This window comes from Methylobacterium nonmethylotrophicum (assembly GCF_004745635.1).
Taxonomy (GTDB): domain Bacteria; phylum Pseudomonadota; class Alphaproteobacteria; order Rhizobiales; family Beijerinckiaceae; genus Methylobacterium; species Methylobacterium nonmethylotrophicum.
This window is the reverse complement of the sequence record NZ_SRLB01000002.1, coordinates 351,508-373,848: the sequence shown is the minus strand read 5'-3', so window position 1 is coordinate 373,848 and position 22,341 is coordinate 351,508. Positions and strand designations below refer to the sequence as shown.

Annotated in this window: 21 protein-coding genes and 1 pseudogene; 10 read left to right on the top strand and 12 right to left on the bottom strand. The window is 71.7% G+C overall.

Annotation, left to right across the window (positions count from 1 at the left end):
- Window positions 1-53: 53 nt before the first annotated feature.
- Together EU555_RS04480 and EU555_RS04475 are read right to left on the bottom strand one after the other, a co-directional pair.
- Window positions 54-566: a pilus assembly protein TadG-related protein gene (locus EU555_RS04480; protein ID WP_135413350.1), complete on the bottom strand. Its 513-nt coding sequence runs from the start codon at window positions 564-566 to the stop codon at window positions 54-56.
- 26 nt (window positions 567-592) lie between these two features.
- Entirely contained in the window at window positions 593-1,018 is a 426-nt protein-coding gene (locus EU555_RS04475) for a TadE family protein (protein ID WP_135413348.1), read from the bottom strand.
- Window positions 1,019-1,546: 528 nt separating this feature from the next.
- Between EU555_RS04475 and EU555_RS04470 the strand changes: the two are divergent.
- Window positions 1,547-2,074 (top strand): annotated as a pseudogene (locus tag EU555_RS04470) (prephenate dehydrogenase dimerization domain-containing protein); the annotation flags it as partial.
- A gap of 33 nt (window positions 2,075-2,107) precedes the next feature.
- Here the strand turns inward: EU555_RS04470 and tatC are convergent.
- The 8 genes from tatC to argS form a co-directional block, all read right to left on the bottom strand.
- Window positions 2,108-2,911, bottom strand: a complete 804-nt coding sequence (gene tatC, locus EU555_RS04465; protein ID WP_135413346.1) for a twin-arginine translocase subunit TatC — start codon at window positions 2,909-2,911, stop codon at window positions 2,108-2,110.
- The gene (tatB, locus tag EU555_RS04460) at window positions 2,908-3,471 is read right to left on the bottom strand and encodes a Sec-independent protein translocase protein TatB (RefSeq protein ID WP_135413344.1); all 564 of its coding nucleotides are present in this window, start codon (window positions 3,469-3,471) and stop codon (window positions 2,908-2,910) included. The genes tatC and tatB overlap by 4 nt, the downstream gene beginning before the upstream one ends.
- A gap of 205 nt (window positions 3,472-3,676) precedes the next feature.
- Window positions 3,677-3,973, bottom strand: a complete 297-nt coding sequence (locus EU555_RS04455; protein ID WP_135413342.1) for a twin-arginine translocase TatA/TatE family subunit — start codon at window positions 3,971-3,973, stop codon at window positions 3,677-3,679.
- Window positions 3,974-4,181: 208 nt separating this feature from the next.
- A complete protein-coding gene (gene scpB / locus EU555_RS04450) occupies window positions 4,182-4,829 on the bottom strand; it encodes an SMC-Scp complex subunit ScpB (protein WP_135413340.1) in 648 nt (215 codons plus the stop codon).
- Window positions 4,826-5,632 (bottom strand): segregation and condensation protein A, encoded by an 807-nt coding sequence (locus tag EU555_RS04445; protein ID WP_135413338.1) that lies wholly within the window; start codon window positions 5,630-5,632, stop codon window positions 4,826-4,828. The genes scpB and EU555_RS04445 overlap by 4 nt, the downstream gene beginning before the upstream one ends.
- The gene (gene nagZ, locus EU555_RS04440; RefSeq protein WP_135413336.1) at window positions 5,607-6,620 is read right to left on the bottom strand and encodes a beta-N-acetylhexosaminidase; all 1,014 of its coding nucleotides are present in this window, start codon (window positions 6,618-6,620) and stop codon (window positions 5,607-5,609) included. Before nagZ ends, EU555_RS04445 begins: the two co-directional genes overlap by 26 nt.
- 211 nt (window positions 6,621-6,831) lie before the next feature.
- The gene (locus EU555_RS04435; protein WP_135413334.1) at window positions 6,832-8,208 is read right to left on the bottom strand and encodes an SPOR domain-containing protein; all 1,377 of its coding nucleotides are present in this window, start codon (window positions 8,206-8,208) and stop codon (window positions 6,832-6,834) included.
- 211 nt (window positions 8,209-8,419) lie between these two features.
- Window positions 8,420-10,177, bottom strand: a complete 1,758-nt coding sequence (gene argS / locus EU555_RS04430) for an arginine--tRNA ligase (protein WP_135413332.1) — start codon at window positions 10,175-10,177, stop codon at window positions 8,420-8,422.
- A 212-nt stretch (window positions 10,178-10,389) separates the two neighbouring features.
- Here argS and serS point away from each other — a divergent pair, with 212 nt between their 5' ends.
- The 4 genes from serS to EU555_RS04410 all read left to right on the top strand — a co-directional run bounded on the left by serS (window position 10,390) and on the right by EU555_RS04410 (window position 15,032).
- A complete protein-coding gene (gene serS, locus EU555_RS04425; RefSeq protein ID WP_135413330.1) occupies window positions 10,390-11,733 on the top strand; it encodes a serine--tRNA ligase in 1,344 nt (447 codons plus the stop codon).
- A complete protein-coding gene (gene surE / locus EU555_RS04420) occupies window positions 11,733-12,494 on the top strand; it encodes a 5'/3'-nucleotidase SurE (RefSeq protein ID WP_135413328.1) in 762 nt (253 codons plus the stop codon). The genes serS and surE overlap by 1 nt, the downstream gene beginning before the upstream one ends.
- Window positions 12,491-13,186 (top strand): protein-L-isoaspartate O-methyltransferase family protein, encoded by a 696-nt coding sequence (locus EU555_RS04415; protein ID WP_425375081.1) that lies wholly within the window; start codon window positions 12,491-12,493, stop codon window positions 13,184-13,186. Before surE ends, EU555_RS04415 begins: the two co-directional genes overlap by 4 nt.
- A gap of 148 nt (window positions 13,187-13,334) precedes the next feature.
- Window positions 13,335-15,032, top strand: coding sequence for a peptidoglycan DD-metalloendopeptidase family protein (locus EU555_RS04410; RefSeq protein WP_245524134.1), 1,698 nt, complete (start codon window positions 13,335-13,337; stop codon window positions 15,030-15,032).
- Between the two features lie 73 nt (window positions 15,033-15,105).
- Here EU555_RS04410 and EU555_RS04405 read toward each other — a convergent pair whose 3' ends face one another.
- Entirely contained in the window at window positions 15,106-15,990 is an 885-nt protein-coding gene (locus EU555_RS04405; protein WP_135413325.1) for an ATP-binding protein, read from the bottom strand.
- A gap of 212 nt (window positions 15,991-16,202) precedes the next feature.
- On the opposite strand from EU555_RS04405, the gene yajC reads away from it, so the two are divergent.
- The 5 genes from yajC (at window position 16,203) to EU555_RS04380 (ending at window position 20,527) form a co-directional block, all read left to right on the top strand.
- Window positions 16,203-16,532 carry a preprotein translocase subunit YajC gene (gene yajC, locus EU555_RS04400; RefSeq protein ID WP_135413323.1) on the top strand — a complete coding sequence of 110 codons (330 nt, stop codon included), beginning with the start codon at window positions 16,203-16,205 and terminating at the stop codon, window positions 16,530-16,532.
- Window positions 16,533-16,618: 86 nt separating this feature from the next.
- Window positions 16,619-18,226, top strand: a complete 1,608-nt coding sequence (gene secD, locus EU555_RS04395) for a protein translocase subunit SecD (RefSeq protein WP_135413321.1) — start codon at window positions 16,619-16,621, stop codon at window positions 18,224-18,226.
- A gap of 84 nt (window positions 18,227-18,310) precedes the next feature.
- Window positions 18,311-19,258 (top strand): protein translocase subunit SecF, encoded by a 948-nt coding sequence (secF, locus tag EU555_RS04390; RefSeq protein WP_135413319.1) that lies wholly within the window; start codon window positions 18,311-18,313, stop codon window positions 19,256-19,258.
- Window positions 19,258-19,647, top strand: coding sequence for an Mth938-like domain-containing protein (locus tag EU555_RS04385; RefSeq protein WP_135413317.1), 390 nt, complete (start codon window positions 19,258-19,260; stop codon window positions 19,645-19,647). Before secF ends, EU555_RS04385 begins: the two co-directional genes overlap by 1 nt.
- A 13-nt stretch (window positions 19,648-19,660) precedes the next feature.
- On the top strand, window positions 19,661-20,527 hold the full coding sequence (locus EU555_RS04380; RefSeq protein WP_135413316.1) for a phytoene/squalene synthase family protein: 867 nt from the start codon (window positions 19,661-19,663) through the stop codon (window positions 20,525-20,527).
- Window positions 20,528-20,804: 277 nt separating this feature from the next.
- Here the strand turns inward: EU555_RS04380 and trmFO are convergent, their stop codons facing one another.
- Window positions 20,805-22,235, bottom strand: coding sequence for a methylenetetrahydrofolate--tRNA-(uracil(54)-C(5))-methyltransferase (FADH(2)-oxidizing) TrmFO (gene trmFO, locus EU555_RS04375; RefSeq protein ID WP_135413314.1), 1,431 nt, complete (start codon window positions 22,233-22,235; stop codon window positions 20,805-20,807).
- Window positions 22,236-22,341: the final 106 nt, after the last annotated feature.

The window sequence follows — 22,341 nt, the reverse complement described above, 5'->3', positions numbered from 1 at the left end:
AGGGCACCGGAGCTCTTCGAGTTGACCTGTATGGAACACTCGGGTGCGTCGATCTAGGCGCCAGGATCGATGTCGAGGGCATCGCTGTGCGTCGGATGAAGCACCAGTATGCAGAGCGGCTGACTCCCCAGCATCGCCACGGAGCTGCGGGACAAGCTCCAGTGGTCGGAGCCGAACATCTTCGCGAAGGCGGTGCGAAAGGCATTTCCCTTGGTCGGGGTCATCGATGCGGTCGCCCGGACCGCGTTGATCGAGCCGACTTCGGTGAAACGCCCGTTCTCCCAGTGTCCGAAGACGAGGTCGTCGCGGTTGATCAGACTCTTGGAGAGCGGTGCGTTTCTCAGCGCCAGATCTTGTGCGGCTGTCAGCGCCGAAGCGCGGTCCGTGCTGTCGATAAAGGTTGCCGCGGCGAGCGCGGCCGCTTCCGCGATCGTCAGAAGCCGGTTGTTCTCGCGGTAGGCGAAGCCCACGTCGATGACGAGTCCCGCCACGGCGGCAGCGATGAAGAGGAGCGGAGCCGCCATGACCGCTCCCGCGCCGCTGCGATTGCTCCAGAACGCGATCATGGCCGGACCCAGCCTGCTGCGATGATTTACAAGCTTCGCATGGCCGCCCTCGCGGCAATGCTGCCAGGAAACCATTCCGACATCGGGATTATCTTCTTGGCCTGCTCGACCGGAATGGTGATCGAAACGATGACATCCTTGTCCGTCGTCGCCGGGTCGGTTTGCGTCGTGATCTCGACCGTGACGGCAACCCCGAGATCCTTCAGAACATTGCGCTCGACGAAGGATTTCGCATCAGATATCGTCATGTAGCCGATCGATACACCTCGTGCGGCATCTCGCGCGTAACTGTCGATCATGTTCTGCGCCCTGAGATGCATTCCGACCGTGATGATGAACAACGATATCGCCAGAAACATCGGAGCGACCGCAGCGAATTCGACCGCGGCTGATCCGCCGTCCGCCTTGCGGAGTCCGGCGAGGCTCGCTTTCTGCCAATACAGGTTGCGCATGACGTTCCGCACCGTCCGACATCGGTGTTTGTCTGAATGAATGCTACGGTGTGTCGCAGAGGTTAAGTCATTATGAATGTCTTACCGTAGGGAATTTCATCTAACGGCAAGGTGAGCGTCGGATTGCAACTTAATGATTGCCTGCATTCTCCGGTTGATCGGTTCAGCTCAGGCATTGGCATGGTGTTTGTGCGGTGCCCGCGGACGCTCTTTCGTGATCGGATGATGTCGCGCCGATCGCTCAACGTGGCGCAAGGCGGTTCGACCATACGCTCCAGCTCGTCCAGGTCGGTGATGTGGCGGTCGACCACCGTCTCATCGGTCAGCGGCCACAGCGTCTCGGCTGGGTGCAACTCGGGTGAGCAGGGCGGCAGGGCCGAGTCTCACCGCTGCCGGCAGGACGTGCCCGCCTCGACCTCGTGACCGAAGTCGGCCCACAGCCGCTGCTCGAAGGACGGCTTGGACAAGGTCATGGAGAGAGACCGTCCTGCCCCGCAACGGGGCCGGCGCCCGGACCGGGTGACCGGCTTTCGCCCGGAGAGCGCGCGGGACGGCCTGCGCGACCTCAAGATCGCGGTCTGCGCCGTGCGGGGCGACCGGGCGCAGCGCGTCGGCGCCGTCCTGCGCCGGGCGTTCGGCCTCGACGGGATCCTGACAACGCCGGAAGCCCACGACCGCGAGGCTGCCGCCGTGCAGGGCCTGACCCACCTGATCGCCAAGGTGCTGGTGGCGATGGAGCCGCTGCCGACCCGGATGACGACGCGCAGCTTCGACCTGGTGATGCAGGCGGTCGGCATGGTCCGGCACGACGCCCCGGAGGTCTGTCGCGCCATCGAGCGCGAGAACCCTTACGCGGCCGAGGTGCGGCGGCGGTTCTTCGATCTGGCGGCGCGGATGGATGAGGAGTTGGGGGAGGACGAGGCCGTGCTGGAACGTCGGATCCGCGTCTCGCGCATTCCCCTCCCCAGGCGATCCCGGGCTTGCCCGGAATCGCTGCAAGTTGTGGGGAGGGGTTATGGGGATCGAAGATCCCGCGCCTTCTTGGTGTCCTGGTGAGAGCAACCTCGTCGTGCACCCGCGGGGGCGAACCTAATCCCCCGCTGCCTCCTCCGCCGCCCGCGCCCGCTCGCGGCGCCGCTCCATGGTGCGGACCGAGAACACCGAGGCCTCGTAGAGGAGCAGCATCGGGATCGCGAGGGAGAGCTGGCTGATCACGTCCGGCGGGGTCAGCACCGCGGCGGCGACGAAGACCAGCACGATGGCGTAGCGCCGGCGCTCCTTCAGGAACTTCGAATCGATGATCCCGACCTGCCCCAGCAGGGTCAGGATCACCGGCAGCTGGAACGCGATCCCGAAGGCGAAGATCAGCGTCATGATGAGCGAGAGGTACTCGTCCACCTTCGGCAGGAGCTCGATCGTGGCCTCGCCGGGCTGGCCGATCTGCTGCAGGCTGACCGAGAACCGGATGAGCAGCGGCATCGCCAGGAAGTAGACGACGAGGGCGCCGAGCACGAAGAAGATCGGCGTCGCGACCAGGTAGGGCAGGAAGGCCCGGCGCTCGTTGCGGTAGAGGCCCGGCGCCACGAAGGCGTAGAGCTGGGTGGCGACGACCGGGAAGGACAGGAAGCCGGCGCCGAACACGCTCAGCTTGATGTTGGTGAAGACCTGCTCGAGGAAGTGGGTCGCGATCAGCCGCGCCTTCTCGGCCCCGACGACGCTCACGTAAGGATAGACCAGCACGTTATAGATGTGCTGGGCGAAGAAGAAGCAGACGAAGAACATCACCCCGAAGGCGAGCATCGACTTGATCAGCCGCGAGCGCAGCTCGATCAGATGCTCGATCAGGGGTGCGCGCGAGGCCTCGATCTCGGCTTCATCGGCCTCGGTGATCATGGGGTGTGGCCCGTGCTGGCGACGTCGTGGGGAGGGGCGGAGGTGGCGCGGGCCGCGTCGGCCACGCGGGCCGCGTCGGCCTTGAGCTGCGCGGTGGCGGCCGCCAGGGCCTCGCTCGTGGGTTTCTCGGGCGCCGGCGCGGGGGTGGCCGGATCCGTCGGCACGGCTGGAGGCGCCGGATGGGCCGGCTCGGGCGGCGCGATCATCGGCAGGTCCGCGGAGGCGAGCGGATCGGACGACGGCATCGGCAAAGTCGCCGGCTTCGGCACCCCGTCGACGGCGCTCTTCAGCTCGTTGCGGATGGTCTGGACCGGGTTGAAGCCGGTCGTGCCCGCCGAGGCGACGCTGCGGTTGATGCCCTCGACCTCGCGGCGGACATCGTCGAGCTCGGCCTCGCGCATCGCCTCGCTGAACTGGCTCTGGAACTCGCCGGCCATGCGCTTGAGCTTGGCGGTGACCTGGCCGACGGTGCGCAGGGCGCGGGGCAGGTCCTTGGGGCCGATGACGACGAGCGCGACGCCGCCGATCAGCATCACCTCGCCCCAACTCATATCGAACATGGCGTGACGGCCCTGCGACTCGCGCGGCGCTACCCGGGCGGGCGCCTCGCGCGGGCTGTCTAGCACGCCGGTGCGCCGACGCCAGTCACCCCCGAGCAGGTTCCCGATCTGTGTGATGCGGTCTTCGGGCGGCACCCGGGAACCTGCGCCGCACCGCGTTCCTCGCGCGCCGGGCGCTCAGGGCCCGGCTGCCGTGCGGCGACGATCAGACGACCTTGCGGTCGACGTTGGTCAGCGGCTCGCCGTGCGGCGGGATCGGCCGCACCGGCTCGGTCGCGGTGGCCGGCGGCACCACCGGCGGCGCCACCTGGACCGGCGGGACCTGCGCGTGGGGAACCTGGGCCGTCGTGGTCGGGGCCTGGTCCTCGTCGGCCATGCCCTTCTTGAAGGCCTTGATGCCCTTGGCGACGTCGCCCATCAGCTCGGACACCTTGCCGCGCCCGAACAGCAGCATGACGATCACGCCGACGACGATCCAGTGCCAGATACTCGCGCCGCCCATGGTTCTCTCCTGCGCAGCGTCAGCTTCGCTGCCGCACTCTACCGGGGCATCCCGCGACACCCCAAACCTTTGATCCCGCACGCTCTCTATCGCCGCAAGGCTGTCCGTCGCGGCCCGGAGCGCTGCCGGTCCGGCCGGAACCTAAGGACGGCGAGGGGCGAAAACAAGCGTTTCCTCGGGGGTTGGCGCAATGCCCCACCCGAGAATGTCAGTCCGCCGCGTCCTCGCCGGGGGCGAGCGGATCCTCGTCGGGCACCGCGGTGTCGCTCGGCTGGCGCAGCCGGACGCCCGCCGGCAGCCGGCCTTCGATCAGGCCGAGGCCCTTGAGCTCGTCGAGCCCAGGCAGGTCGGAGACGGCGTCGAGGCCGAAATGGTCGAGGAAGGCCGGGGTGGTGCCGTAGGTCACCGGCCGTCCCGGCGTGCGACGCCGGCCGCGCAGGCGCACCCAGCCCGTCTCAAGCAGGAGGTCGAGGGAGCCCTTGGAGGTGGTGACGCCGCGGATCTCCTCGATCTCGGCCCGGGTCACCGGCTGGTGGTAGGCGACGATCGCCAGGGTCTCGAGGGCGGCCCGCGACAGCTTGCGCGGCTCCGGGCTGGCGCCCCGCAGGCACGGGGCGAGGTCCGGCGCAGTGCGGAAGGCGTAGCCGCCGGCGACCCGCGCGAGGGTGATGCCCCGGGGCGCGTAGGTGCGGGCGATCTCGGCGAGCAGGGCCGGCACGTCGGTGCCGGGGGGCAGGCGGGCGGCGAGATCGGCCTCGGTCATGGGCGCAGGCGCGCAGAAGATCAGCGCCTCGGCCAGGCGCACGGAGTCCGGCGGGGCGGGCTCGGGCGGACGGGCGGGCCGGGCCACGCTCATGCCCCGGCGGTGCGGATCTGGATCGGCGCGAAGGGCCGCTCCTGGCGCAGCAGGATCTGGCCCTCGCGGGCGAGCTCCAGCACCGCCGACAGGGAAGAGGCCCGCACGGTGGCGCGGCGCTTCGGGTCGGCGAGATACTGGGCGAGATAGGAATCGAGATCGGTCCAGTCGTCCCGTCGGCCGATCAGCCGCCCGAGGGCGGCGCGGGCATCGACCAGCGACCACACGCTGCGCGGCGGCAGCGTCACTTGCGCCCGCGCCCGCTCCTGGCGCTGGCGGGCATAGGCGGCGATCAGCTCGTGCAGGGTCGCGCCGAACGGGCCCGGGGCGGCGGAGGCGGGCTCGGGCAGGGTGGCGCCGCGCCCGAAGACGTCGCGCCCGAGCTGGGCCCGCCCAGCGAGCATCGCGGCGGCGGCCCGGATCGCCTCGAGGCGGCGCAGCCTCGAGGCCAGGGCCTCGGCGAGGTCGCCGGCGGCGGGACCGGGATCGCGGGGCGGCGCCGGCAGCAGCAGGCGCGACTTCAGGTAGGCGAGCCAGGCCGCCATGACGAGGTAATCCCCCGCCAGCTCCAGCCGCAGGCGGCGGGCCTCCTCGACGAAGGCGAGGTACTGCTCGACGAGCGCCAGGATCGAGATGCGGGCGAGGTCGACCTTCTGGCGCCGGGCGAGTTCGAGCAGGAGGTCGAGCGGGCCCTCGAACCCGTCGACGTCGACCACGAAGGCCGCGCCTTCGGGGGCCTCCGGCCCAGCCTCCTCGAACGCGTCCCGGTCCGTCACGTCAGGCGGCAGCGGCGAGCCCGGCATCCAGGCGGGCGCGGGCCTCGGCCGGGTCGAAGGCCGCGGCCGCCGGCACCAGGCGGGCGAGGGCGGCCTCGGCCCGGCGCAGCGCCTCGCCGGCGAGGACGGGGGCGGCGGCCACGACCTCCTCCATCTCGGCCCGGACGCCGTTGCAGTGCAGGCCGACGTCGCAGCCGGCCCGGAAGGCGGCCGCGGCGCGCGCGCGGAAGGTGCCCGCCAGCGCGTTCATCGACAGGTCGTCGGTCATCAGCAGGCCGTCGAACCCGATATGGCCGCGCACGACCTCGCGGATGATCCGGTCCGAGGTGGTGGCCGGGTTGTCGGGATCGATGGCGCGGAAGACCACGTGGGCCGACATCGCCATCGGCAGGTCGGCGAGCGCCCGGAACGGCCGGAAGTCGTGCGTCTCGAGCTCGGCGAGGCCCGCCTCCACCACCGGCAGGGCGTGGTGGCTGTCGGCGCCGGCGCGGCCGTGGCCCGGCATGTGCTTCATCACCGGCAGCACGCCGCCGGCCATCAGGCCCTCGGCCACCGCCCGCCCGAAGGCCGCGACCACGCCCGGATCGGTGCCGTAGGCCCGGTCGCCGATCACGTCGTGGGCGCCCGGCACCGGCACGTCGAGGACGGGCGCACAGTCGACGTTGATGCCGACGGCCGCGAGGTCGTGCGCCATCAGGCGGGCGCCGAGGCCGGCGAGGGCCGGCCCGCCCTCGGGGCCGCCGGCCCGGAAATAGGCCCGGCCCGACGGGTAGGCCTGCCAGTGCGGCCGCGTCATGCGCTGCACCCGGCCGCCCTCCTGGTCGATCAGGATCGGGGCGTCGGCCCGGCCGACGGTCTCGCGCAACGCCGCCGTCAGGGCGCGGACCTGCTCGGGAGTCTCGACGTTGCGCTTGAACAGGATGAAGCCCCAGGGCCGCACCTCGCGGAAGAAGGCGGCCTCCTCGGGGCTCAAGGTCGGGCCGGCGCAACCGAGGATCAGGGCAAGGCTCGTCATCGACGGCGGGTCTCGTCGTTGGAGGCGGGAACAGGATTCGCGCGCTCCCGCCCGGTGCCCATGCGGGCGCCGAAGACCGGGAAATCGCAAGCGGGAAGACCGTGAATCTAGGTGATTCGCCGGGCCGCGGCTGTCGGCGACGCGCCACAGCCGTCGGGTTTCATGGGGGCGCCGCCCGGCACGGGCGGTGCTCAAGCCGCGTCCGGTACCGTCAGTTCTTGGCCACGAAGCAGGCAGCGCCCGCGGCCTTCAGCTTGCCGCAGAGGCTGTCGGCGCTCTCCTTCGCCATCGGCCCGACGCGGACGCGATAGATCGACTTGCCGTTGACCTCGGCCTGCCGGATCAGAGGCGATTGGCCGCCGAGCACGGCGCCGTAGCGCTCCTGGGCTTGCCGGAAGGCGACCTCGGCCTCCTTCTCGGTGGCGCGCACCGAGAGCTGCACGGAGAAGCCGCCGACCGGGGCCTGGGCGGCCGGCACCGCCTGGGTGGTGGCCGGCGGCTCGGCGGAGGCGACGCGCTGCACCGGCTTCGGTCGCGGCGTCTCCGCGGCGGGGGCAGGGGGCTCGGCGGCCGGCGCCGGGGCGGCGATCGGCACCATCCGCGCCGAGCGCGGCGTCACCGGGGCCGGATTCGGCGTGGAGCCGGTCGCCTCGGCCGGCAGCGTCATCGTGGGAATGGGCGAAACCTCGGGCCGGGCAGTCGCGGCCTGCGCGGCGGCCTGCGCCGCGCGCTGGGCCTCCGCCGGCGACGGCTCGGGCCGGACCGACACGGTGCGCACCCGGCGCGGCTCGCCGAGGGATTCGGTGAGCGCGTTGCCCGGGACGGCGGGCGTGCCCGCCTCGGCCGCGAGGCTGCGGGCCGCCTGCTTCACGTCGAGGGGCTGCTCCTCGCGGTTGACGATCCGGATCGGCGCGTCCTTGGACTGCGCGTCCTTGGCGCTGCGCTCGTAGATCTGCTTGTTCTGGTCCGGGATCTCGACCCCGCCGGCGTTCTGGGGCGCCACCTTGAGGGGCGCCTGGTCGGCCATCACCAGGATCGGCGCGCCGGAACGGTTGGGATGGAGGGCGCGCCAGGTCAGCGCCCCGCCGACCGCCACCGCCACGATGCCGAGCGCCGTGCCCACGAGGGCGATGCGCCGGCGGCCCCTGGGCCGCGGCTCGCCGGCCGGGGCGGGCTCTCCCTCGTCGGGCAGGGACGCCGCATCGGCCACGGTCTCGCGCTCGACCGCCGCGAGGTACTGGTTGAACGCGGCGGCCGGCGTGTGCGCCGGCGCCGGGGCGTGATTCGATGCGTCCATGATCGGCTCGCTGCGGGAGGCGGAAAGACCACCGACCGAGGCCGGCACCTCGCCGTAGCTCGGCAGCACCGGCTCGACGCGGCCGCGGGCCTCGGCCCGGCTCGCCTCGCTCGCTTCCTTGGCCTCGAGCAGGGCGCGGAAGGGATCGTCCTGGCCGACGATGCGGGCGAGTTCGGCGAGGGGATCGGGCCGGGCGCCAGAACGGGCGTGGTCCTGGGAAACGTGGGTCGGCTGCCGATCCTGCTCGTAGCCGTCGTAATCGACGGGAACCCGGGAAGCATTCGTCGTCATGGCAGCACCATCCTGTTCGCCCTCGCGTCACCTCACCGCGCCCGGAGCCGGCTCGGCGACACCGGCCGCCGACCCCGCATATGGGGGAGGCGGCCGTCAGATCCCACGCTCGCGTCCCGCCACGGCGGCTCCCGACGGTACCCCGCGGCGTCCCGCCGCGGCGCGCCGCGTCGGCCCGACCCCGGAGGAGCCGGGAACCGGCGCCGCAACCTCAGCGCATCTCGTCGGGCGCCGTGACGCCGAGGATCCCGAGATTGGCCGCGAGCACGCCCTTGAGGGCGCCGACGAGGGCCAGCCTCGCCTGCGTCGACAATCTGTCGGTTTGATTAACAAACCGTAATTGCGGCAAGTCTTTGCCCTTGTTCCAGAAACTGTGGAACGCGCTGGCCAGCTCGTAGAGGTGGAACGCCAGCCGGTGCGGCTCGTGGGCGGCCGCCGCGGCCTCGATCACCCGCGGCACCTGGGCGATCAGGCGCATCATCTCGACCTCGCCCGGATCGGTCAGGCCCGACAGGTCGGCCGCCGCCAGCGCCTGCGGCGACAGGTCGAGGTCCGGGAAGGCCTCGCGGGCCTGGCGGAAGACCGAGGCGGCGCGGGCATGGGCGTACTGGACGTAGAAGACCGGGTTGTCCTTCGACTGCTCCACCACCTTGGCGAGGTCGAAATCGAGGGTGGCGTCGTTCTTGCGGTACAGCATCATGAACCGCACCGGATCGCGCCCGACCTCGTCGATCACCTCGCGCAAGGTCACGAACTCGCCGGCCCGCTTCGACATCTTCACCGGCTCGCCGCCGCGAAGGAGCCGCACGAGCTGGCACAGCTTGACGTCGAGGACGGCACGCCCGTCCGAGACCGCCTTCACGGCCGCCTGCATGCGCTTGACGTAGCCGCCATGGTCGGCGCCGAGCACGTCGATCAGCTCGACGGCGCCGCGCTCGATCTTGGAGCGGTGATAGGCGATGTCGGAGGCGAAGTAGGTGTAGGTGCCGTCGGATTTCAGCAGCGGCCGGTCGATGTCGTCGCCGAAGGCGGTGGCGCGAAACAGGGTCTGCTCGCGGTCCTCCCAATCCTCGGGCAGCTGGCCCTTCGGGGGCGGCAGCCGCCCCTCGTAGACGAGGCCCTTGGCGCGCAGGTCGTCGATCAGGGCCGCCACCGCGCCTCCGTTGCCGCCGCCCTGGAGCGTGCGCTCGGAGAAGAACACGTCGTGACGGATGCCGAGCGCAGCCAGGTCCTCGCGGATCCGGTCCATCATCCGGTCGATGGCGACATCGCGCACCAGCGGCAGCCACTCGGCCTCGGGCCGATCGAGGAGCGCCGTGCCGTGCGCCTCCGCGAGCGCCCGGCCGACGGGCTTCAGGTAGTCGCCGGGGTAGAGACCTTCGGGAATCGTCACCGCCTCGCCCAGGGCCTCGCGGTAGCGCAGGAAGGCCGAGCGGGCGAGCACGTCGACCTGGGCGCCGGCGTCGTTGATGTAGTACTCGCGCGTCACGTCGCGGCCGGCGGCGACGAGGAGGTTCGCCAGCGCGTCGCCGAAGACCGCGCCGCGGCCGTGGCCGACATGCATCGGCCCGGTCGGGTTGGCCGAGACGTACTCGACGTTGACGCCCCCGGGCGCCTTCGCGCCGCGGCCGTAGGCCTCGCCCTCGCGCAAAGCCGCGCGCACCACCTCGGCATGGACGGACGGGTCGAGCCGCAGGTTGATGAAGCCCGGCCCGGCGACGCTCGCCTCGGTCACGCGGGGGTCGGTGCGCAGCTCGGCCGCCAGCGCCTCGGCCAGGGCCTTCGGGTTGGTGCGGGCCTCCTTGGCGAGCACCAGGGCGGCGTTGGTGGCGAGGTCGCCGTGGCTCGGGTCGCGCGGCGGCTCGACCACGACGCGGGCGCGGTCCAGCCCCTCCGGCAGGGTGCCGGCGCGGGTGAGCGTCTCGAGCGCCTCGTCGATGCGGGCCTCGAAGGCGGCGAAGATGTTCATGCGTTGACCAGTTCTGCAAAGTTCGGGCCGATGCGGCGAGGGACCGCGTCCGGCGCGCCGGGCTCTTCTCACGGCGGGGCGGGCGCCTGCAAGCGGAGCGGTTCGGCCGGGTCGCAGGGTCCTCCCTTGTCGCCGCCGGGCCGATGCTGCAAAGCGTCCCGGCGTACCGGCCGAAGCGTCAGTTCGGCCCTCGAAACGATTCGGACCGCGCCATGCACGACATCCGGGCCATCCGCGACAACCCGGCCGCCTTCGACAAGGGCCTGACGAGCCGCGGGCTGGAGCCGATTTCCTCGCAGCTGATCGCCCTCGACGACGCGCGCAAGGCGGCGATCTCGGCGGCGCAGGGCGCGCAGGAGAAGCGCAACGCCTTGTCGAAGGAGATCGGCGCGGCCAAGAAGGCGAAGGACGAGGCGCGGGCGCAAGGCCTGATGGCCGAGGTCGCGCGGCTCAAGGAGGAGGCGCCGGCGCTCGACGCCGCGGCGGAGGCCACCGCCAGGGCGCTGACGGAGCGTTTGGCGGCGATCCCCAACACCCCGAACCCCGACGTGCCGGAGGGCCGCGACGAGCACGACAACGTCGAGTTGCGCCGCTTCGAGGGGCGCGGCCTCAGCCAGGAGAGCCGCCAGCACTTCGAGCTCGGCGAGGCCATGGGCCTGATGGATTTCGAGACCGCCGCCAAGCTGTCGGGCTCGCGCTTCGTGGTGCTGAAGGGGCAGCTCGCCCGGCTCGAGAGGGCGCTCGGCCAGTTCATGCTCGACCTGCACACCGGTGAGCACGGCTACACCGAGGTGGTGCCGCCGCTGCTCGTGCGCGACGAGGCGATGTTCGGCACGGCGCAACTGCCGAAGTTCCGCGACGATCAGTTCGCGGCGATCCAGGGCTCGCCCGAGATGGCGCAGGAGAGCGGCGCGCCGAATCGCTGGCTGATCCCGACGGCCGAGGTGCCGCTCACCAACCTGGTGCGCGAAGCGATCCTCGCCGAGGACGAGCTGCCGCTCCGCTTCACCGCGCTCACCCCCTGCTTCCGGGCCGAGGCCGGGGCGGCGGGGCGCGACACCCGCGGCATGCTGCGCCAGCACCAGTTCAGCAAGGTCGAGCTGGTCTCGATCACCGCGCCCGAGCGCTCGGGCGAGGAGCACGAGCGCATGGTGTCCTGCGCCGAGGCCGTGCTGAAGCGCCTCGAGATCCCGTTCCGAACCGTGACCCTCTGCACCGGCGACATGGGCTTCGCCTCGGCCAAGACCTACGACATCGAGGCTTGGCTGCCGGGGCAGAAGACCTATCGCGAGATCTCGTCCTGCTCGGTCTGCGGCGAATTCCAGGCCCGCCGGATGGAGGCGCGCTACCGCCCGCGGGAGGGCAAGGGCGTGGGGTACGTCCACACCCTCAACGGCTCGGGCGTCGCGGTCGGCCGCGCCCTGATCGCCGTGATGGAGAATTACCAGAACGCCGACGGCAGCGTCACGGTCCCGTCGGCCCTCGCGCCCTACATGGGCGGGATCACCCGAATCGACGGCGCGGCCGGGCTCACGCGAACCGAAGGACAGCGCTGATGCGCATTCTCGTCACCAACGATGACGGCATCCACGCGCCGGGCCTGCGCTGCCTGGAGGAGATCGCTGGGCAACTCTCGGACGACGTCTGGGTCGTGGCACCGGAGACCGACCAGAGCGGCGTGTCGCACTCGCTGTCGCTCAACGATCCCCTGCGCCTGCGCCAGGCCGGCGAGAAGCGCTTCGGGGTCAAGGGCACGCCCTCCGACTGCATCATCATGGGGATCCGCCACATCCTGAAGGAGCACGGGCCCGACCTCGTGCTCTCGGGCGTCAACCGCGGCCAGAACGTCGCCGAGGACGTGACCTATTCGGGCACCATCGCGGGTGCCATGGAGGCGACGATCCTCGGCGTGAAGGCGATCGCGCTGAGCCAAGCCTACGGCGCGGGCGGACGGGCCAACGTCAAGTGGCACACCGCCGCCCATCACGGCGCGTCGGTGGTCCGGCGCATCCTCGAGGTCGGGATCGAGCCCGGCATCCTGGTCAACGTCAACTTCCCGGATTGCGAGCCGGAGGCCGTGAAGGGCATCGCGGTGGCGGCGCAGGGCGTGCGCAACCAGGCACTGCTCTCGATCGACGAGCGGGTCGACGGCCGCGGCAACCCGTATTTCTGGCTCGCCTTCGCCAAGGCGCGGTTCGAGCCCGGCCACGGCACCGACCTGAAGGCGATCGCCGATGGCTGCATCTCGGTGACGCCGCTTCGCCTCGACCTGACCGACGAGCCGACGCTGACGCGCTTCGCCCAGGCCTTCGCGTGAGCGGCACCGGCCGCTCCTTCATCCCGGGCCTGGAGCCGGAGCCCGAGGACGCGGCCGGTGGCGTCGAGGCCGCGGCCTTCGTGCTGGGCCTGCGGGCGCGCGGGGTGCGCGACGCGGCGGTGCTCGGGGCGATGGAGCGGGTGCCGCGGGAGGCCTTCGCGCCGCTCGCCTTCCGCGATCTGGCGCGGCGCGACATCGCCCTGCCGCTGCCCTGCGGCCAGACCATGACGGCGCCGAGCGTCATTGCCACGATGCTGGCGGCGCTCAGTCCCCAGGGGGCGCGGGTGCTGGAGGTGGGCACCGGCTCGGGCTACGCCACGGCGCTGCTGGTGCGCCTCGGGGCCGCCGAGGTGGTCAGCCTCGAGCGCTACGCCACGCTGGCCCGCAACGCCCGCTCGCGCCTCGATGCGCTGGGCTTCGGCGCCGCGACCGTGGGCCTCGCCGATGGCTGCGCGCCGCCTCCGACGGCCGGCGGCTTCGACCGCATCCTCGTCAACGGAAGCCTGCGCGACGTGCCGCAGGACCTGATCGAGCGCCTGAACCCGGGCGGCCGCCTCGTCGGGGCACTCGGCACGCCCGCCGGCCCGCGCCTCGTCGCCATCGCGCAGGAAGCCGACGGCCCCTGGCGGCAGGTGCGCGAGACGCCCCTGCGGATCAGCCCGCTGACGCCGGGGCTGGCGGCGATCCTCTAGCCCCGGCGGTGCCGCGATCCGGCCGCAAAGTGACGCCCCCGGGGCCGCCCCGCAACGGAAGCTTAACCTGAATCCGCTTTGAATCCGCATCATACGGTTGCGTGGATGTACGGGTGCGTCGATGCCGGATCGCGGGACAGGCAAGGGGATGCGGGCGCTGTCGCGCTTCGCCCTCATCGGGCTGATCGGGGGCGCTTCGGCGGCCTGCAGCACCGATGCGGTGCGGCTCGACCCGTTCTCGAACCCGTTCTCATCGAGCGCGAGCGGGGAGCCGGGCGCCACCGGCAGCCTGCCGGAGGGCGGGGCCGTTTCGGCGCCGGTACGCACGGCACCGATCCAGTCGCGGCCCCTGTCGGCGCCGCTGGCCTCGACGCCGCTGTCGAGCCGGCAGGCTTCCGCCGCGGTGCAGACGCCGCGCGTCGCCGCCGCGGCTCCGGTGACCGGCGGTCCGGCCGGCTGGTCGGCGGCGGGCGGGACCACCATCACGGTCGGTGCCAATGACAGCCTGAACCAGATGTCGACCCGGTTCGGCGTGCCCGCCGCGGCGATCCTGCAGGCCAACGGCCTGACCGGTGCCGCCCAGGTCACCCCCGGCCGCCAGATCGTGATCCCGGTCTATCATGCCTCCGGTGCGCCCGCGATGAGTGCCCGGACGGTGCCGCCCGCGCCGGCGCCGCGGATCCCGGTGGCCGAGACCCGCCCGGCCGAGCCGGTGCGCCAGGTCGCCGAGGTCGCGCCCCGTCGCGAGCCCGCCCGCCGCGAGGCCGAGCCGGCCCCCGAGCCGGCCCGCAAGGCCCATGCGCGCCCCGGCCAGGCCGAGGCGAAGCCGGTGGCGCCGGCCGCCGCCGAGCGCGCCGCGAAGCTGACCCATCGCAAGCCCGAGCCCCGCGAGGAGCCCGAGGAGAAGGTCGCCGCCAAGCCGCAGCGGCCGGAGCCGAAGCTCGTCGCCAAGCCCGAGCCGAAGCCTGCCGCCAAGGTGGCGGCGCGCCAGGCCCGGGACGACGACGAGGAGGAGACCGTCGCGGCCAAGCCGGCGCGGCCCGAGCCGAAGAAGCCGGAGCCGAAGCTCGCGGCCAAGCCCGAGCCGAAGCCCGCCGCCAAGGTGGCGGCGCGCCAGGCCCGGGACGACGACGAGGAGGAGGTCGTCGCGGCCAAGCCGCAGCGGCCGGAGCCGAAGAAGCCGGAGCCGAAGCCCGTCGCCAAGCCCGAGCCGAAGCCCGAGGTGAAGAAGGTCGCCGAGGCGCCGAAGCCGGAGCCGAAAAAGCCGGAGGTCCGCAAGCCCGAGCCCAAGCCCGAGCCCAAGCAGGCCGAGGCGCCCAAGGACCCACCGAAGCCCGAGGTGAAGAAGGTGGCGGAGGTGAAGCCCGCGCCGAAGCCCGAGCCGGCCAAGCCCGTGAAGGTCGCGGCCCTGCCCGAGAAGGCGCCCGAGCCCGCGCCCGCCCCGGCCGTCGCCCCGGCTGCCCCGGCGCCCGATCCGGCCTCCTCGTTCCGCTGGCCCGCCCGCGGCCGGGTGATCTCCGGCTATGGCTCGAGCGGCAACGAGGGCATCAACATCGCGGTGCCCGAGGGCACGCCGGTCAAGGCCGCCGAGGAGGGGACAGTGGCGTATGCCGGCAGCGACGTGAAGGGCTACGGCAAGCTGGTCCTGGTGCGGCACGCCAACGGCTACGTCTCGGCCTACGCCCATAACGGCGAGATCGACGTGCGGCCCGGCGAGAAGGTGAAACGCGGCCAGACCATCGCCAAGTCCGGCGCCTCCGGCAACGTCACCTCGCCGCAACTGCACTTCGAGATCCGCAAGGGCGCGACCCCGGTCGATCCGGTGCCGCACCTCGCCAGCAACTGAGTTCAAACTCATCGTGAGTGGAGGCGGGGCGCGCGAGCGTCCCGCCTTGTTCATGGCCGGCGTCGAACGGGGCTCAGTCCAGCCGCTGCCCCAGCCGCCCGGCGAGGTCCTGGATGTACTGGAAGGCGGTGCGGCCCGAGCGGGCCCCGCGGGTGGTCGACCATTCGAGCGCCTCGGCCCGCAGCCGCTCCGGCGCGACGGTGAGCCCGTAGCGCGCCGCGTAGGCGTCGATCATCGCCAGGTACTCGTCCTGGCTGCACTTGTGGAAGCCGAGCCAGAGGCCGAAGCGGTCCGAGAGCGAGACCTTCTCCTCCACCGCCTCGCCCGGATTGATCGCCGTCGAGCGCTCGTTCTCCATCATGTCGCGCGGGAGCAGGTGGCGCCGGTTCGAGGTGGCGTAAAAAAGCACGTTGTCGGGTCGGCCCTCGATGCCGCCGTCGAGCGCGGCCTTGAGCGACTTGTACGAGGTGTCCTCGGCGTCGAAGGACAGGTCGTCGCAGAACACCACGAAGCGGTGCGGATCCGGGCGCAGCAGCCCCATCAGGGCGGGCAGGCCCTCGATGTCCTCGCGGTGGATCTCGACGAGCTTGAGCGGCCGCTCCGCGAGCCCGCGGGCATTGATTGCGGCGTGGACCGCCTTGACCAGCGACGACTTGCCCATGCCGCGGGCGCCCCACAGGAGCGCGTTGTTCGCCGGCAGGAAGCGGGCGAAGCGCTCGGTGTTGTCGAACAGGATGTCGCGCATCCGGTCGATGCCGCGCAGGAGATCCATCTCGACCCGGTTGACCCGCGGCACCGGCTGCAGCCGGCCGTCGGGCTGCCACACGAAGGCGTCGGCGGCCGCGAAATCGGGCGCCGGGATCGCCGGCGGGGCGGCCCGCTCCAGCGCCGCGGCGATGCGCAGCAGGACGGGAAGCCAGTCGGCCTCGGGGAGGGGCGTGCGGGTCGGGTCGGTCATCGCGGCGGAACTTTGCTCCTGCGCAGGGGCGGACGTGCGGGTGGCGCCTCTTAATCCCAAGCGGTCGCGGACGAAAACCCGCTGCAAAGGGGGAGGGCAGCGCCGTTCCCCGCCGTTGCTTTCGGGTCGCCCCTGGCTATAGTCCGCGCGCTTTTGCAAGGCCGCCGGGTGCCCGCGCGGCCTGATTTCGCCTTGTTCGGGAGACCTTGAGAGTGATCACGCCCGCCTTCGCGCAGGGAGCCGGGGCAGCCGGCGGCACGGACATCCTCGTGCAGGTCGTCCCCTTCATCCTGATCTTCGTGATCATGTACTTCCTGATCCTGCGCCCGCAGCAGCGCCGGGCCAAGGAGCACCAGGACATGGTCAAGAACGTGCGCCGCGGCGACACCGTGGTGACCACCGGCGGCATCGTCGGCCGGGTCGCCAAGGTGACCGAGGCCCCGGAGATCGAGGTCGAGATCGCCCCGAACGTGAACGTCAAGGTGGTCCGCACCATGATCGCCGAGGTCCGGGCCAAGGGCGAGCCGGTCAAGGCCGCCTGAGCCAACGCCTGACGCAAGGGCGGCCGGGCGGACATCGCCCGGGCGCCCTATCTGAATCACATTCGAGACCGGTTGGGACGCCGCGGATGCTCCGTATCTCCACCACGAAGGCCGTCGCGACGCTCGCCGTGATCCTGCTCGGCCTGACGCTCGCCGTGCCGAGCTTCTTCTCGGCCGACCAGCGGAAGGGCTTCGTCAATTCCCTGCCGTCCTGGTTCCCGACCTGGATCGTGCCGACCCGCGCCATCGTGCTCGGCCTCGACCTCCAGGGCGGCTCGCAGATCGTGCTGGAGGTCGACCGCAACGACCTGATGCGCTCGATGGCGCAGGGCCTGCGCGACGACGTGCGCGGCGCGCTCCGCGCCGAGGGCGTCCAGGCCGACGGCGGCATCCAGCTCACCCCCCGCGGCGTGCAGCTGCGGGTCTCGGACCCGGCCAACCGCGCCAAGCTGATGCCGAAGCTGCGCGCCCTGTCCCAGCCGGTGACCGACGCGGTGATGGGCCAGACCGGCGCCAGCACCCTCGACGTGAGGGAGGAGCCGAACGGCACGATCCAGCTCGCCTTCACGGATGCCGGTCTCAACGCCCGCACCCGCCGGGCCGTCACCCAGGCGATCGAGGTGGTGCGCCGCCGCATCGACGTGACCGGCACCACCGAGCCGTCGATCCAGCAGCAGGGCGCCGACCGGATCCTGGTCCAGCTGCCGGGCGTGCAGGACCCGCAGCGGATCGAGGCCCTGCTGCAGGGCACCGCCAAGCTCGAGTTCCGCCTCCTGGCCGACAGCCCGGCCGGCGATGTCGACATGCTGCCGTCCCGCGACGCCAACGGCCAGAAGGTGCCGGTCGAGCGCCGGGTCCTCGCCGACGGCGCCGACCTGACCGACGCCCAGCCGGGCTTCGACCAGAAGTCGAACGAGCCGATCGTCAACTTCAAGTTCAACCTGCGCGGCGCCCAGCGGTTCGGACAGGCGACGAGCGAGAATGTCGGCCGGCCGATGGCGATCGTGCTCGACAACGAGGTCGTGTCGGCGCCCCGCATCCTGCAGCCGATCACCGGCGGCCAGGGCCAGATCTCCGGCCGCTTCACGGTGCAGCAGGCCAACGACCTCTCGGTGCTGCTGCGCGCCGGCGCCCTGCCGGCCAAGCTCACCATCATCGAGCGCCGCACCGTCGGTCCGGGCCTCGGCCGCGACTCGATCGAAGCCGGCAAGAACGCCACCATCGTGGCAACTATCCTGGTCGTGGTGCTGATGTTCGCGGCCTATGGGGTGTTCGGCCTCTTCGCCAACATCGCCCTCGTGGTCCATGTCGGCCTGATCCTCGGCCTGATGTCGGTACTCGAGGCCACCATGACGCTTCCAGGCATCGCCGGTATCGTGCTGACCATCGGCACCGCGGTCGATTCGAACGTGCTGATCTATGAGCGCGTGCGGGAAGAGGTGCGGGCCGGCCGCTCGATCCCCTCCGCGCTTCAGGCCGGCTTCGACCGCGCCTTCGCGACCATCGTGGATTCGAACTCCACCATGGCGATCGCCGCGGTGATCCTGTTCTTCCTCGGCTCCGGCCCGGTGAAGGGCTTCGCGGTGGTGTTCATCCTCGGCATCCTGACCACGGTCATCACCGCCGTGACCCTGACCCGGATGATGATCGCCCTGTGGTACCAGCGCCTGCGGCCCAAGACCCTGCCGATCTGATCGTTGTTTCACGGGCGGCTCGCGGGCCGCCCGCCTCCGTGCTGCGCTCCCGGGCGCGCCGACACATCCATTCCGAGACCGACGATGCGCCTCCTCCGCCTCTGGCCCGACGAATCCCACTTCGACTTCATGCGCCTGCGGCGCTTCAGCTTCCCGCTTTCGGCGTTCATCTCGATCGCCACGGTGGTGCTGTTCCTGCAGATCGGGCTGAATTTCGGCATCGACTTCAAGGGCGGCACCCTCGTCGAGCTGCGGCCGAAGCCCGGCGTCACCTCCGATGTCGGCAGCGTGCGCCACACCGCCAACGGCTTCGGCTTCGGCGAGACCGAGGTGCAGGAATTCGGCCAGGGCTCGATCTCGGTGCGCTTCCCGCTCCAGGCCGGCGGCGAGACCGGGCAGACCCTGGTGATGCAGAAGGCGCACGAGGCCTTCGACAAGGACTACGCCTTCGACCGGGTCGAGACCGTCGGCCCCCGCGTCTCGGGCGAGCTGGTCCAGTCGGGCACGATCGGCGTCGTGCTGTCGGTCGTGGCGGTGCTGCTCTACCTGTGGTTCCGGTTCGAGCGCGAACTGGCATTGGGGGCCATCGTCGGCACCCTGCACGACATCGTCATCACGGTCGGCCTGTTCGTGATCACGCGCATCGAGTTCAACATGACGTCGATCGCCGCGATCCTCACCATCGTCGGCTACTCGCTCAACGAGACGGTGGTGGTGTTCGACCGCACCCGCGAGCTGATGCGGCGCTACAAGACCATGCCGACCGAGCAGCTGCTCAACCTGTCGATCAACTCGACCATGTCGCGCACGGTGATGACCGCGATGTCCACCGCCCTGTCGCTGCTGGCCCTGGTGCTGTTCGGCGGCGAGGCGATCAAGGGCTTCTCGGTGGTGATGCTCGCCGGCGTGGTGATCTGCACCTACTCGGCGATCTTCGTCTCGACCCCGTTCCTGATCTATATCGGGTTGCAGGCCGGCGGCGCCCGGACCCAAACCCGCGACCCTTCGGCCCTGCCCCAGGCGGCCGAGTAGTGGCCGCGCCGGAGCGCCAGCACGACGGCTTCGTCCCGGGCCGTCACCCGATCGACGCCTATGGGGGCGGGGGCTTCCGCTTCGCCGAGATGTCGCATCGCGGCTCGATCCTGGCCCTGCCCTCCGGCGTGCGGGCCTGGGACGTGACCGAGCCGGACGGGATCACGCCGGACACTCTGGCGCCGCTCGTCGCCGAGGCCGGGGCGATCGACCTGCTGCTCCTCGGCACCGGGACCGACATCGTGTTCGTGCCCGATTCCCTGCGCCGCTACCTGAAGGAGGCGGGGATCGGCCTCGACGTGATGCAGACCGGCGCCGCGGCGCGAACCTACAACATCCTGATGGCCGAGAACCGCAAGGTCGCCGCCGCCCTGATCGCGGTCCCATGAGGGTCGCGGCGAGATGAGCGAGGCGGAACCCCGGGATCCGGCCTGGGCCTACGCCCATTGCGAGGCGCTGGTGCGGGAGGGCGACCCGGACCGCTGGTACGCCAGCCTCTACGCGCCCGCCGACAAGCGGCCCCATCTCCACGCGCTCGCCGCTTTCAGCCTGGAGGTGGCGCGGGTGCGGGAGGCCGTGTCGAGCCCGATGCCGGGCGAATTGCGCCTGCAATGGTGGCGCGACGCGCTCCAGGGCGAGGCGCGGGGCGACGTCAAGGCGCATCCGGTGGCGGCGGCCCTCGACGACACCCTGGTCAAGGCGCGCCTGCCGCGTCAGCCCCTCGTCGACCTGATCGACGCGCGGGTGTTCGACCTCTACGACGACCCGATGCCCTCGACCCGCGACCTCGAAGGCTATTGCGGCGAGACCGCCTCCTGCCTGATCCGCCTTGGCAGCCTGATCCTGGCGAACGGCTCCGAGCCCGGCGGCGCCGCGGCCGCGGGACATGCCGGCGTCGCCTACGCGGTGACCGGGCTGCTGCGGGCGCTGCCCTGGCACGCCCGGCGCGGCCAGGTCTACCTGCCGGCCGACGTGCTCTCGGACCATGGCGTCACCCGCGAGGACATCGTGGCGGGGCGCGGCGGCCCGGGGCTGCTGGGCGCCTGCGCCGACATGCGGGCGCTGGTGCGCCGCCACCTCGCGGCCTATGTGGCGGAGCGGGCGAGCGTCGCGACGGTCGCCGCCCCGGCCTTCCTGCCGGTCGCCCTCGTGGAGGGCTACCTCGCCCGGATGGAGCGGCCGGGCTACGACCCGCTCGCGAGCGTCATCGAGGTGCCGGCCTGGCGCCGGATCTGGCGGCTGTGGCGGGCGGCACGGTCCGTGGCGTGACCGAGGGAGCCTGGCGCGGCGTGCGGGCCACAACCCGCGACGAACGACTAAACCCCTCGAACACATCCACAAAGCCATCCCGGGCTCGCCGCAGGCGAGAACCTGGGATCCGTAGCCGCTGACGATTCAGAACCAGGCGGGTCGCGGTTCGCCTCTTCCTCGAACGTCGCCGGTCATGGATCCCGGGTTCCGCTGCGCGGCCCCGGGATGACTGGGAGGGATCGAGAATCGTTGGCCCAAACACCTTTGGCGCGCCGTCCGTCGCGCCCCGGAGGGCCTACTCCGCCGCCTCGGCCGGCAGCGGCGCCGGCTCCTCGCCGAGCCATGCGCTCAGGGACGCCCGCGCCCGGTCGGTGAGCGCCCGCTTCTTGGCCTGCGCCTTCTCAGGGCCGCGCAGGCGCTTGCCGTCCAGGGCCTTCGGGGCGCGGTCGAGGGGCGGGAAGAGGCCGAAATTGACGTTCATCGGCTGGAACGAGCGCGGCGCTCCCTCATCCTCGGCTGAGACGTGACCGCCGGTGATGTGGCCGATCAGCGCCCCGAGCGCCGTGGTGGCGGGGAGCGGCGCCAGCGACTGACCGCGTCGCTCCGCGGCGGCGAAGCGGCCGGCCATGAGGCCGATCGCGGCGCTCTCGACGTAGCCCTCGCAGCCGGTGATCTGGCCGGCGAAACGCAGGCGCGGCGCGGCCTTGAGGCGCAGCGTCGCGTCGAGGAGGCGCGGGCTGTCCAGATAGGTGTTGCGGTGCAGCCCCCCGAGGCGGGCGAACTCGGCGTTCTCGAGGCCCGGGATCGTGCGGAAGATCCGCACCTGCTCGGCGTGGCGCAGCTTCGTCTGGAAGCCGACCATGTTGTAGAGCGTGCCGAGCGCGTTGTCCTGGCGGAGCTGGACGATGGCGTAGGCCTTGACCGTCGGGTTGTGCGGGTTGGTGAGCCCGAACGGCTTCATCGGCCCGTGGCGCAGGGTCTCGGGGCCGCGCTCGGCCATCACCTCGATCGGCAGGCAGCCGTCGAAGTAGGGGGTCGAAGCCTCCCACTCCTTGAACGACGTCTTCTCACCCTCGACGAGCGCCGCGATGAAGGCCGCGTATTGCTCGCGATCGAGGGGGCAGTTGATGTAGTCGGCGCCGGTGCCGCCCGGACCTGCCTTGTCGTAGCGGGACTGGAACCAGGCCTTGCCCATGTCGATCGAGTCGCGGTGGACGATCGGCGCGATGGCGTCGAAGAAGGCCAGCGATTCGGCGCCCGTCAGCCCGCGGATGCCCTCGGCGAGGCCCGGCGCGGTGAGCGGACCGGTCGCCACGATCACGCTGTCCCAGGATTCCGGCGGCAGGCCGTCGATCTCCTCGCGCACGATCCGGACGTTCGGATGCGCCGCGAGCGCCGCCGTCACGGCGCGGCTGAAGCCCTCGCGGTCCACGGCCAGCGCGCCGCCGGCGGGCACCTGGTTGGCATCGCCCGACCGCATGATCAGCGAGCCGAGGCGGCGCATCTCCTGGTGCAGCAGCCCGACGGCGTTGAGCGCCGCGTCGTCGGAGCGGAACGAGTTCGAGCAGACGAGCTCGGCGAGATCCTGGGTCTGATGCGCCTCGGTGCCGCGCAGGGGCCGCATCTCATGCAGCACCACGGGCAGGCCGGCCTCGGCGATCTGCCAGGCGGCTTCCGACCCGGCGAGGCCGCCGCCGACGACGTGAATGGGGTCTGATCCGGACATGACGCGGCATATCGGATCGGGCGCCGCCGATGCAACACCGCCGATGCGCGTCAAGAACCGGAGCGGCAGGGCCCGGACAAGCGAACGCCCGCCGGAAGGGGCGGGC

Excerpts from the sequence above, each read along its gene's own strand:
- EU555_RS04480 (WP_135413350.1), bottom strand. The coding sequence starts at position 566 with ATGATCGCGTTCTGGAGCAATCGCAGCGGCGCGGGAGCGGTCATGGCG.
- EU555_RS04475 (WP_135413348.1), bottom strand. The coding sequence starts at position 1,018 with ATGCGCAACCTGTATTGGCAGAAAGCGAGCCTCGCCGGACTCCGCAAG.
- tatC (WP_135413346.1), bottom strand. The coding sequence starts at position 2,911 with ATGATCACCGAGGCCGATGAAGCCGAGATCGAGGCCTCGCGCGCACCC.
- tatB (WP_135413344.1), bottom strand. The coding sequence starts at position 3,471 with ATGTTCGATATGAGTTGGGGCGAGGTGATGCTGATCGGCGGCGTCGCG.
- EU555_RS04455 (WP_135413342.1), bottom strand. The coding sequence starts at position 3,973 with ATGGGCGGCGCGAGTATCTGGCACTGGATCGTCGTCGGCGTGATCGTC.
- scpB (WP_135413340.1), bottom strand. The coding sequence starts at position 4,829 with ATGAGCGTGGCCCGGCCCGCCCGTCCGCCCGAGCCCGCCCCGCCGGAC.
- EU555_RS04445 (WP_135413338.1), bottom strand. The coding sequence starts at position 5,632 with ATGCCGGGCTCGCCGCTGCCGCCTGACGTGACGGACCGGGACGCGTTC.
- nagZ (WP_135413336.1), bottom strand. The coding sequence starts at position 6,620 with ATGACGAGCCTTGCCCTGATCCTCGGTTGCGCCGGCCCGACCTTGAGC.
- EU555_RS04435 (WP_135413334.1), bottom strand. The coding sequence starts at position 8,208 with ATGACGACGAATGCTTCCCGGGTTCCCGTCGATTACGACGGCTACGAG.
- argS (WP_135413332.1), bottom strand. The coding sequence starts at position 10,177 with ATGAACATCTTCGCCGCCTTCGAGGCCCGCATCGACGAGGCGCTCGAG.
- serS (WP_135413330.1), top strand. The coding sequence starts at position 10,390 with ATGCACGACATCCGGGCCATCCGCGACAACCCGGCCGCCTTCGACAAG.
- surE (WP_135413328.1), top strand. The coding sequence starts at position 11,733 with ATGCGCATTCTCGTCACCAACGATGACGGCATCCACGCGCCGGGCCTG.
- EU555_RS04410 (WP_245524134.1), top strand. The coding sequence starts at position 13,335 with ATGCGGGCGCTGTCGCGCTTCGCCCTCATCGGGCTGATCGGGGGCGCT.
- EU555_RS04405 (WP_135413325.1), bottom strand. The coding sequence starts at position 15,990 with ATGACCGACCCGACCCGCACGCCCCTCCCCGAGGCCGACTGGCTTCCC.
- secD (WP_135413321.1), top strand. The coding sequence starts at position 16,619 with ATGCTCCGTATCTCCACCACGAAGGCCGTCGCGACGCTCGCCGTGATC.
- secF (WP_135413319.1), top strand. The coding sequence starts at position 18,311 with ATGCGCCTCCTCCGCCTCTGGCCCGACGAATCCCACTTCGACTTCATG.
- EU555_RS04380 (WP_135413316.1), top strand. The coding sequence starts at position 19,661 with ATGAGCGAGGCGGAACCCCGGGATCCGGCCTGGGCCTACGCCCATTGC.
- trmFO (WP_135413314.1), bottom strand. The coding sequence starts at position 22,235 with ATGTCCGGATCAGACCCCATTCACGTCGTCGGCGGCGGCCTCGCCGGG.